The organism is Mycobacterium sp. E2327 (assembly GCF_001672675.1).
Lineage (GTDB): Bacteria > Actinomycetota > Actinomycetes > Mycobacteriales > Mycobacteriaceae > Mycobacterium.
This window is the reverse complement of the sequence record NZ_LZKE01000166.1, coordinates 17,047-27,334: the sequence shown is the minus strand read 5'-3', so window position 1 is coordinate 27,334 and position 10,288 is coordinate 17,047. Positions and strand designations below refer to the sequence as shown.

The following is a 10,288-nucleotide window of genomic DNA, read 5'->3' as shown; positions in this document are numbered from 1 at the left end:
GCAGCGACGTGCCCTGGACCAACTATTCCAGGCCAGCCGGTTTCCGTCGACGCTCGCCCAGTTGATGCCTCGCCGGCCCCGCGATCAGTACTCGATGATCCTAGTCAGGAACGGCGTCATGCCGGGCTTGCGCACCGGGCTGACGGTGACCTTGCCGGCGAGGCTGGACGCCTCGAGCATCTGCCCGTTGCCCAGGTACATGGTGACGTGCTGGCCGCCGTTCGGGCCGTAGAAGATTAGGTCGCCGCGTCTCGCCTGGTCGGGCGGAATGTGGCGACCGGCGTTGTACTGGTCACCGGAGAACCGAGGGATCAGCACGCCGACACCGGCGAAGCCGTAGCGCATCAGCCCCGAGCAGTCGAAGCCGTTGATGTTGGCCCCGTCGCCGACGCCCTTGCTGGGCCCGTCCAGCGAGCCGCCGCCCCACGAATACGGGACGCCCATCTGCGATCCCATCCGCTTGATCACATATTCGATGGCTTGCCGGCCGTAGACCCGCGGGATCTTGCCGCCGGGGTTGGTGGGGGTCGCCGCGGTGGGCGCCGGGTCGCCGCCGAGGTTGATCCCGAGCCCGCCGAGGAATTGCTTGCCCAGGTCCATCGTGGTCTGCGCGGCCTGGGCGGTGGCCTGCAACGAGGCGTTGGCGACGGCGAGCGGGTCGCCCGGCGCACCCGCGCTGATGGTGGCCGGCAGGGTGGGGTCCCACTGGCCGGGGTCGGCCCTAACCACGGGAGCGGGGCTGGCCACAGACAACATCAGCCCGGCCACCACAGCGGTGATCCAGGCGAAGTTGGTCAGGCGAAACCTATTGCGGCGCATAGCTCCTCGTTCAGTAGTTGATCGTCACCATTCGATGTAGCGGACCACGTACGGCGTCATCCCGCTGGTGCGCACGGGCGCGACGCGAACTTTCAATCCGATGTCGGGAGCCTCGAGCATCTGGCCGTCGCCGAGGTAGATCGTGACGTGCTGGCTGCCGCCCGGTCCGTAGAAGATGACGTCCCCGCGGCGCATCTGCGCCGACGGGATCTTGCGGCCCAGGTTGTACTGCGAACCCGAGTAGTGCGGCAGCTTGATCCCCACGCCGGCGAACGAGTACAGGACCAGGCCCGAACAGTCGAAGCCGGTGATCCCGGCGCCGGAGTCGATGCCCTTGCTGGGCCCGGCCGCGTTGCCGCCGCCCCACGAATAGGGCACGCCGATCTGCGACATGCCGCGCCGGATCACGTACTCGGTGGCCTGCCGCCCGTACACCCGGGGGATGCGGCCGGCGGTGCCGCCGGGCGCGGCGTTGGTGATGCCGGTGTCGTCGGGCTTGAGGATGCCCAGCTGCTGCAAGAAGCTTCGGCCCATGCCGGCGGTGACCTGCGTCGACGTGGCCGAGATGCCCAGCACCTGGTTGATGACGGCAATCGGGTCACCGGGGACGTTGGCGCTGGGCACCATGGGCAGCGTCGGGTCCCACAGGCCATCCCACCGCCGGCCGCCGGAATGCGGGGCGCCGACCGGGGAACCCGGATCCCACCGGTCCCCCGAGACCGCGACGGCGGACGAGCCATGCTCGGCCGCCCATTCACGCTGGGCCGCTACGAGTTTCGCCTGGGCCTGGTCCCGTTCGTCGGCCAGGCGGGTGGCCAGTTCACGCTGGTCGTTGAACTTGCGCTTGGAATCGGTGAGCGCGGCCACCGCCGCGTCCTGGCTGGCCTTGGCGTCGGCCGCGGCCTTGTCGGCCTTCTGCTTGGCCAGCCGCGCCGCCGACTCCTTGTTCACCTGCTCGGTCCGCGCCCGCTGCAGCTTGTCCATCACCGCCTGGGAGCTCGCGGTCAGGGTCTCGGCGGCGCTTTGGGTCGCGATCATGTCTTCCGGGCTGGCCGCGGTCAGGTAACTGCCCGACGGCCCGTTCATGTAGGTGGCCGCCGCGAAGGTGTTGAACCGGTGCTGGGCCGCGGCGATCGCCGCGTTGGCGTCCTTGACGGCCTGCTGGCTGGCCTCGACGTCGTGCTCGGCGGCGGTCGCGTTGTCCCGCGCGGTCTCGACGTCGACCAGTGCCTTGTTGACGCTTTCCTGCTCGGTCTGGATTTCGGCCGTCAGGTCTTCCAGGCGCTGGTTGGCCTTGGCGACGTTCGCGATCAACGCGGCCATGCTGTCCGCGGCGGGGTCGGCGTCGGCCAGGCCCGGGGTGGACATCAGCATGGCCACGCTCAGCACCGACGGAACGACCGGCCGGAGCAACCTGATGGCCGGTCGCGCAGAGGGTCCCCAGCGCGTACGTCTCATTCGACAGGTCTCCTACGGCTCAACGCGGACGGGCGGCGCCAGGCACGGCCTTTCTGAAAACGCCACAAACAACACGAGCACCATTTGCACCGTACGTCACATATGACGCGGTGGAAACGCTAGTCACAAACTGCACTCTTGACGTGCGTTTAATGTGACCGAACGGTGACCTGCGGTGTTTGCCGCGCTGAGTCCGGGGCGACCGCCCCGTCAGTTGACCCGCGCCGGATGCGCGTGTCAGACGCCGTTACTAGGCGCCCTCGGGCGCTTCCGCCGTCGTGCCCGGCGCCTCGGCCGGCGTTGCTGCGCGCTTGGCGCGCAACTGCAGGAATCGGGTGCCCACGGCCGCCGCGAGCACCGCGATCAACAGGAAGATGGTCAGGCCCGTCCAGGGGAACTCGGGCGTATTCAACTCGTGCAGGAAATGCTGCGCCGAGACGACCGGGTTGCCCGTCTTGGCGTTGTCCTCGCCGGCCTCGAGCGTGACGCGCGGAAATTGCGTGCTGTAGGTGCCGACGTAACTCGGGCTCAGCGTCAGCACGGTGGCGTCGTGATAGTCGGCGCCGACGACGGTGGAGATGTCACGCAGCGGGGTGTCGTTCGGCGGGTTGTGGTCGAGCAGCACGATCTTGAGGTTGATGCCGTCGGCGTGCGCCTGGTTGACGATGTCGAGCAGGCCGGGCATCGCGGCCGGCGGGGCGCTGACGCCGGTGGCGGCGACCTGCGCCTTGATCGCGGTCATGTCGACGTCCACCGGAATGTAGAGCGGCAGGATCGGGTGCCCGGTCATGCCGACACTGTAATGGGGCTTTAAACCCGCGCCGCGCGCGACAAGACTGGGACTAGGGGCACCCGCCGTAATACAGGACAAGCGTACTGTTAAAGTGGTACCGCACCGCCGACATGGCCCGTCGGCGGAAGAACTTAATCCTTGGGAGTTGAAGTGACTGATTCTGTGAACTCGTTCGGAGCCCGCGACACCCTCAAGGTCGGCGACAAGAGTTACCAGATCTACCGCCTGGACGCCGTCCCCAATACCGAGAAACTCCCCTACAGCCTCAAGGTGCTGGCCGAGAACCTGCTGCGCAACGAGGACGGCAGCAACATCACCAAGGACCACATCGAGGCCATCGCGAACTGGGATCCCAAGGCGGACCCCAGCATTGAGATCCAGTACACGCCGGCCCGCGTGGTGATGCAGGACTTCACCGGCGTGCCGTGCATCGTCGACCTGGCCACCATGCGCGAGGCCATCGGCGACCTGGGCGGCAGCCCGGCCAAGGTCAACCCCCTGGCCCCCGCCGACCTGGTGATCGACCACTCGGTGATCGCCGACCTGTTCGGCAGCGCCGACGCGTTCGAGCGCAACGTCGAGATCGAGTACCAGCGCAACGGCGAGCGCTACCAGTTCTTGCGTTGGGGCCAAGGCGCTTTCGACGACTTCAAGGTGGTGCCGCCGGGCACCGGCATCGTGCACCAGGTCAACATCGAGTACCTGGCGAGCGTCGTCATGGACCGCGACGGGGTGGCGTATCCCGACACCTGCGTGGGCACCGACTCGCACACCACCATGGTCAACGGCCTCGGCGTGCTCGGCTGGGGCGTGGGCGGCATCGAGGCCGAGGCCGCGATGCTGGGCCAGCCGGTGTCGATGCTCATCCCCCGGGTCGTCGGCTTCAAGCTGACCGGTGAGATCCAGGCCGGCGTCACGGCCACCGACGTCGTGCTGACGGTGACCGAGATGCTGCGCAAGCACGGCGTGGTCGGCAAGTTCGTCGAGTTCTACGGCGAGGGCGTGGCCGAGGTGCCGCTGGCCAACCGCGCCACCCTGGGCAACATGAGCCCCGAATTCGGTTCCACCGCAGCCATTTTCCCGATCGACGAGGAGACCATCTCCTACCTGCGCTTCACCGGGCGCACCGACGAGCAGCTGGCACTGGTCGAGGCGTACGCCAAGGAGCAGGGCATGTGGCACGACCCCAAGCACGAGCCGGCCTTCTCCGAATACCTCGAGCTCAACCTGTCCGACGTGGTGCCGTCGATCGCCGGGCCCAAGCGCCCGCAGGACCGGATCGCGTTGTCGGAGGCGAAAGCGACGTTCCGCGAACAGATTACGAGCTACGTCGGCGACGACCCCGACAAGAAGGACTACTCGAAGCTGGACGAGGCGGTCGACGAGTCCTTCCCGGCGAGCGACCCCGGTGCGCTGGAGAACGGGCACGCCGACGACGCCCCGAAAGTGGAGTCGGCCGCGAAGCACGCGAAGGGCCGGGTGAGCAGCCCGGTGACGGTGCGCTCCGACGAGCGCGGCGAGTTCGTGCTCGACCACGGTGCCGTGGTGATCGCCGCGATCACGTCGTGCACCAACACCTCCAACCCGGAGGTGATGCTGGGCGCGGCGCTGCTGGCGCGCAACGCCGTCGAGAAGGGGCTCGCGTCCAAGCCGTGGGTGAAGACCACGATGGCGCCGGGCTCCCAGGTGGTCCACGACTACTACGACAAGGCCGGCCTGTGGCCGTACCTGGAGAAGCTCGGCTTCTATCTGGTCGGCTACGGCTGCACGACGTGCATCGGCAACTCCGGCCCGCTGCCCGACGAGATCTCAAAGGCCATCAACGACAACGACCTTTCGGTGGCGGCGGTGCTGAGCGGCAACCGGAACTTCGAGGGCCGGATCAACCCCGACGTGAAGATGAACTACCTGGCGTCGCCGCCGCTGGTGGTCGCCTACGCGCTGGCCGGGACCATGGACTTCGACTTCGAGTCCCAGCCGCTGGGCACCGATAAAGACGGCAACGACGTCTTCCTGAAGGACATTTGGCCGTCGCAGAAGGACGTCTCGGACACCATCGCCTCTGCGATCAGCCAGGAGATGTTCACCAAGAACTACGCCGACGTGTTCAAGGGCGACGAGCGCTGGCGCAACCTGCCGACCCCCAGCGGCAACACCTTTGAGTGGGACCCGGATTCGACGTACGTGCGCAAGCCCCCGTACTTCGAGGGCATGTCTGCCGACCCGGAGCCGGTCAAGGACATCTCCGGGGCCCGGGTGCTGGCGCTGCTGGGCGATTCGGTGACCACCGACCACATCTCGCCCGCCGGCAGCATCAAGCCCGGCACGCCCGCCGCGCAGTACCTCGACGAGCACGGCGTGGACCGCAAGGACTACAACTCCTTCGGCTCGCGGCGCGGCAACCACGAGGTGATGATTCGCGGCACCTTCGCCAACATCCGGCTACGCAACCAGTTGCTCGACGACGTCGCCGGCGGCTACACCCGCGACTTCACCCAGGACGGCGGCCCGCAGGCGTTCATCTACGACGCAGCGCAAAACTATGCGGCACAGAACATTCCGCTGGTCGTGCTGGGCGGCAAGGAATACGGGTCGGGCTCGTCACGCGACTGGGCGGCCAAGGGCACGCTGCTGCTGGGCGTGCGAGCGGTGATCGCCGAGTCGTTCGAGCGCATCCACCGGTCCAACCTGATCGGCATGGGCGTCATCCCGCTGCAGTTCCCGGAGGGTAAGACCGCCGGAGACTTGGGGCTGGACGGGACCGAGGTCTTCGACATCACCGGCATCGAGGCGCTCAACGACGGCAAGACCCCGAAGACGGTGAAGGTCAAGGCCACCAAGGACGGTGGTGACCCGATCGAGTTCGACGCGGTGGTCCGCATCGACACCCCCGGCGAGGCCGACTACTACCGCAACGGCGGCATCCTGCAGTACGTGCTGCGCAACATGCTGAAGTCATAGCCGTCGCCGCCTGTGCCAAAAGTCAGCGAGGACCATCTGGCGGCTCGCCGCCGCCAGATCCTCGACGGTGCCCGCCATTGCTTCGCCGAATACGGCTACGACAAGGCCACGGTGCGCCGGCTGGAGAAGGCGATCGGGATGTCGCGCGGCGCGATCTTCCATCACTTCCGCGACAAGGACGCGTTGTTCTTCGCGCTGGCGCACGAGGACGCCGAGCGGATGGCCGACGTGGCGTCCCGCGAAGGCCTGATCCAGGTGATGCGCGACATGCTCGCCGCGCCCGACCAATTCGACTGGCTCGCGACCAGGCTGGAGATCGCGCGCAAGCTGCGCAACGATCCGGTTTTCAGCCAGGGCTGGGCGGATCGCTCCGCGGAACTGGCGGCGGCGACCACCGATCGGCTGCGCCGGCAAAAGGAGGCGCACCGGGTGCGCGACGACGTTCCCGGTGACGTCTTGCAGTGTTACCTAGAACTGGTGCTCGACGGCTTGGTGGCCCGGCTGGCATCCGGTGAGGATCCGCGCCGGCTGTCCGCGGTCCTCGATCTGGTGGAAAAGTCGGTGCGGCGCAAGGAGTCTGGGGCGCAAGCGTAACGCCACTGCGAATGAGGGGACGTACTTTCGCAGTGACGCTACGCTCGCGCGGACTGGCGCCGGGCCGAAGTGTGGTTGGGGCCGCCGCGGCCGCGCAGCGTGGTGCCGGACTCGAGCAGCATGCTGTGAACCGATCCGTACGATCTGCCGGTGGTGGCCGCCAGGTTGCGGATGCTGGCGCCGCCCTCGTAGGCGTTGCGTAGTTCGTGCAACATCTGCTCGCGCGTCTTCTTCGGCCTGCGCACTGCGCTCTTCAACGTCCCCTCCATGCTCTGGGCTCGATCCCCAAGCACATAGAGTAAGAAGCCGTCGCCGGCCGTGGGCCGATTTGGCGAAATCAGGCCAGTTCGATGAGATCCCGGTAGTCGTCGGACCAGTAGTCCTCGGTGCCGTCGGGCAACAGCACGACGCGTTGCGGGTCGAGGGCCTCGGCCGCGCCCGGGTCGTGGGTCACCAGCACCACCGCGCCGAGGTAGCTGCGCAGCGCGTCGAGCACCTGTTCGCGCGACGCGGGATCGAGGTTGTTGGTGGGTTCGTCGAGCAGCAGCACGTTGGCCGTGGAGGCCACCAGGCCGGCCAGCGCGAGCCGGGTCTTCTCACCGCCGGAGAGCGTCCCCGCCGGTTGGTCGAGCTGCGGACCGCTGAACATGAACGCCCCGAGCAGGCCGCGCAGCTCCTGCTCACCGGACTCGGGCGCGGCGTGCCGGATGTTCTCCCAGACCGTCGCGTCGTTGTCGAGCGTGTCGTGCTCCTGCGCGAAATACCCGATCCGCAAACCGTGTCCGGGCTCGAGGCCGCCACTGTCGGGGGTTTCGACGCCGGCCAGCAGGCGCAGCAGCGTGGTCTTGCCCGCCCCGTTTAGGCCCAGCACGACCACGCGCGAGCCGCGGTCGATGGCCAGGTCGACACCGCTGAACACCTCGAGCGACCCGTACGACTTGGAAAGCCCCTTGGCGACCAGCGGCGTGCGCCCGCACGGGGCGGGGGTGGGGAACTTGATCCGGGCCACCTTGTCGGCGACCCGTTCCTCGTCGAGCGCCGCCATCATCCGGTCCGCGCGGCGCAGCATGTTCTGCGCCGCAACGGCTTTGGTGGCCTTGGCGCCCAGCTTGGCGGCCTGGGTGCGCAGCGCGGCCGCCTTGCGCTCGGCGTTGGCGCGTTCGCGGCGGCGGCGCTGCTCGTCCGTCGCCCGGGCGTCGAGGTACTTCTGCCAGCCCATGTTGTAGACGTCGACCTCGCCGCGCACCGCGTCCAGGAACCACACCCGGTTGACGACGTCGGCGAGCAGCTCGACGTTGTGGCTGATGAGCACGAGCCCGCCGGTGTGCGCCCGCAGGAAATCGCGCAGCCAGCCAAGCGAATCCGCGTCGAGGTGGTTGGTCGGCTCGTCCAGCAGCAGGGTGGTGGACGACCCGGCGCCGCTATCGGAGGCGGCGAACAGGATGCGCGCCAGCTCCACGCGGCGGCGCTGCCCGCCGGACAGCGTGCGCAACTTCTGCGTCAGCACCCGTTCCGGCAGGCCGAGACTCGCGCAGATGCGGCCGGCTTCGCTCTCGGCGCCGTAGCCGCCCAACGCCACGAAGCGCTCTTCCAGCTGCCCGTAGCGACGGATGGCGCGGTCCCGCGCGTCGTCGTCGGCGACCTCGGCCATCAGCGCCTGCTGCTTCTCCAAGTCGGTGAGCAGCACGTCCAATCCGCGGGCCGACAGCACCCGGTCGCGGGCCAGGACGTCGAGATCTCCCTCTTTGGGATCCTGTGGGAGATAACCGATTTCGCCGATCTGGGCCACCGATCCGGCGTAGGGCTGGCTCTCGCCCGCCAGGATGCGCAGGGTCGTCGTCTTGCCCGCGCCGTTGCGGCCCACCAGCCCGATGCGGTCGCCGGGCTGCACGCGCAGGTCCGGGCCGTCGGGTGAGAGCAAGATGCGCGCACCAGCGCGGACCTCGAGGTCCGTGGCCGTGATCACATCCGCTCCCTTGTGTGCTGGCTATTTGTCGTCGGTGAAAACCGGTGGCCGCTTCTCCGCGCGCGCGGCAACCGCTTCCTCGAAGTTGGCGGTGAGCAGGCGGACGAAGAGCTGTCCTAGGCCTTCGGCTTGCATGTGCCCCTCCAGGCTACCGGCGTCGAGTCCACTCCACAGCGTGCGCTTGGTCAACTCGATTCCCGGGCGCGAGAACGCGGCGATCCGCGCGGCGATCGCGTAACAGGTGTCCAGCAGCTGGACGTCGGGCACCTGGCAGGACACCAGCCCGATGCGCTCGGCCTCCTCGGCGCTGATGTCGCGGCCGGTCAGCATGATCTCGAACGCGCGCGACGACCCGATGGCCCTGGGCAGCAGGTAGGACAGCCCCAGTTCGCTGGCGGTCAGGCCGTTGTTGATGCCCGCGGCCCGGAAGTAGGCGCTGGTCGAGGCGACCCGGATGTCGGCGGCCAGGGCCAGGCACAGCCCGCCGCCGATGGCGGGGCCGTTGACCGCGGCGATCACCGGTTGGTGCAACCGCCGCAGCCCCAGGATCACGTCGTCGAGCAGCTCCATCGACCGCAGCGCGTACGTCGGGCGGGTCAGCCCGGCGACGTGCGGCACCGTGCCCGCAGACTTGTGATCGGCGCCCGAGGAGAACCCTCGGCCCGCCCCGGTCAGCACCACGACGCGCACGGAATTGTCGTAGGTGACCTTCTCGAGGGCCTCTTTGAGCGGCACCATGACGTCGAAGGCCATGGAGTTCATCCGTTCGGGCCGATTGAGGGTTATCAGCGCGACTCCGGGCCGCGGTTGCTCTACCAGTACCAGGCTCACCCGTGAAAGGTAACGCGTGCTGGGTCAGACGTGGCCCAGGCCGGTCGTCATCAGGAAAACGCCCAGTACCGCCACCACGATCCCGAAGACCGCCCGCCGGCGGGCCTGCACCCAGTCGTGCACGCGCGACATCATCGCGCCGGTCCGGGCCGGCGCCGCCAAATGGCAGATCAGCGGGATTTCAGCAAACGCCAGGCCCACCAGCGTGTAGGCCGCGGCGGCGCTCACCTGGGTGCCCAGGGCGGCCCCGGAGGCCAGGATGACGGTGAGCGCGGCCAGGTAGCGGAAGTCGGTCGTCAATCCGACTCCAACGAGGAAGGTGATCCACGGCGGGCCGGACTGCAGCGCCTGCAGGGCGCGGGCCGATACCCGTGATAACGCCGTGGGCTCGGCCTGGTTTGCAGGGGCACCGGCGGGCACCGCCACCGGGCGGCGCACAGAAACGCCAACCGCGATCGACGCGGCGATCACCAGCGCGAGCACGCCCATCGCGATCTGAATCCGCCCCGCCGTGGAACTCGAGGTGGCGACCTCCACCCGATCCATCACCCCGAGCACGACGTCGTGCAACCCGACGAGCGCGCCCAGGGCCAGGGCCACGCCGACCGCCAGCCCGCCCAGCCAGAGGGCAACAAGATGGAGCACGGGCCGTCGCCGCGAACACAGCAGCAGGGCGACGCCGAGCCGTCCCGGGTCCACCCCCGCGACCAGCGCCAACGCCAGCACCGTGCCCCACATGGGCGCGACTCTACCGGGAGCGGGCAGGGTCGCGTTCGTACTTCGGGGCGATTGCTCTGCGGCCCCGCGGGTCAGGTTTCGGTACGCGACCGTACGTTAAATGTCGTCGAAACGCCCCACGGCGCTTG

At 68.4% G+C, this 10,288-nt stretch carries 9 protein-coding genes; 2 read left to right on the top strand and 7 right to left on the bottom strand.

Features of this window, described 5'->3' with window-relative positions; genetic code table 11:
* Positions 1-84: 84 nt before the first annotated feature.
* From ripB to A5712_RS19635, 3 genes are all read right to left on the bottom strand, one after another.
* Positions 85-819 (bottom strand): NlpC/P60 family peptidoglycan endopeptidase RipB, encoded by a 735-nt coding sequence (gene ripB, locus A5712_RS19645; RefSeq protein WP_068108381.1) that lies wholly within the window; start codon positions 817-819, stop codon positions 85-87.
* A gap of 24 nt (positions 820-843) precedes the next feature.
* Entirely contained in the window at positions 844-2,277 is a 1,434-nt protein-coding gene (gene ripA, locus A5712_RS19640) for an NlpC/P60 family peptidoglycan endopeptidase RipA (RefSeq protein ID WP_068108377.1), read from the bottom strand.
* A 250-nt stretch (positions 2,278-2,527) separates the two neighbouring features.
* The gene (locus A5712_RS19635) at positions 2,528-3,067 is read right to left on the bottom strand and encodes a DUF6676 family protein (RefSeq protein WP_068108375.1); all 540 of its coding nucleotides are present in this window, start codon (positions 3,065-3,067) and stop codon (positions 2,528-2,530) included.
* A 153-nt stretch (positions 3,068-3,220) separates the two neighbouring features.
* On the opposite strand from A5712_RS19635, the gene A5712_RS19630 reads away from it, so the two are divergent.
* Both A5712_RS19630 and A5712_RS19625 read left to right on the top strand, forming a co-directional pair.
* Positions 3,221-6,031 carry an aconitate hydratase gene (locus A5712_RS19630; protein WP_068108372.1) on the top strand — a complete coding sequence of 937 codons (2,811 nt, stop codon included), beginning with the start codon at positions 3,221-3,223 and terminating at the stop codon, positions 6,029-6,031.
* Between the two features lie 12 nt (positions 6,032-6,043).
* A complete protein-coding gene (locus A5712_RS19625; protein ID WP_068108368.1) occupies positions 6,044-6,625 on the top strand; it encodes a TetR/AcrR family transcriptional regulator in 582 nt (193 codons plus the stop codon).
* A 38-nt stretch (positions 6,626-6,663) separates the two neighbouring features.
* Here the strand turns inward: A5712_RS19625 and A5712_RS19620 are convergent, their stop codons facing one another.
* The 4 genes from A5712_RS19620 to A5712_RS19605 form a co-directional block, all read right to left on the bottom strand.
* Positions 6,664-6,870: a helix-turn-helix domain-containing protein gene (locus tag A5712_RS19620; protein WP_068108365.1), complete on the bottom strand. Its 207-nt coding sequence runs from the start codon at positions 6,868-6,870 to the stop codon at positions 6,664-6,666.
* Positions 6,871-6,962: 92 nt separating this feature from the next.
* Positions 6,963-8,591, bottom strand: a complete 1,629-nt coding sequence (locus tag A5712_RS19615) for an ABC-F family ATP-binding cassette domain-containing protein (protein ID WP_068108363.1) — start codon at positions 8,589-8,591, stop codon at positions 6,963-6,965.
* A gap of 21 nt (positions 8,592-8,612) precedes the next feature.
* The gene (locus tag A5712_RS19610; RefSeq protein ID WP_068108360.1) at positions 8,613-9,422 is read right to left on the bottom strand and encodes an enoyl-CoA hydratase; all 810 of its coding nucleotides are present in this window, start codon (positions 9,420-9,422) and stop codon (positions 8,613-8,615) included.
* A 24-nt stretch (positions 9,423-9,446) separates the two neighbouring features.
* Positions 9,447-10,160 (bottom strand): GAP family protein, encoded by a 714-nt coding sequence (locus A5712_RS19605; protein ID WP_068108355.1) that lies wholly within the window; start codon positions 10,158-10,160, stop codon positions 9,447-9,449.
* Positions 10,161-10,288 lie beyond the last annotated feature (128 nt).

What these genes read in the sequence shown, in the direction of transcription:
- ripB (WP_068108381.1), bottom strand. Translation starts at nt 819, where the DNA reads ATGCGCCGCAATAGGTTTCGCCTGACCAACTTCGCCTGGATCACCGCT.
- A5712_RS19605 (WP_068108355.1), bottom strand. Translation starts at nt 10,160, where the DNA reads ATGTGGGGCACGGTGCTGGCGTTGGCGCTGGTCGCGGGGGTGGACCCG.
- A5712_RS19635 (WP_068108375.1), bottom strand. Translation starts at nt 3,067, where the DNA reads ATGACCGGGCACCCGATCCTGCCGCTCTACATTCCGGTGGACGTCGAC.
- ripA (WP_068108377.1), bottom strand. Translation starts at nt 2,277, where the DNA reads ATGAGACGTACGCGCTGGGGACCCTCTGCGCGACCGGCCATCAGGTTG.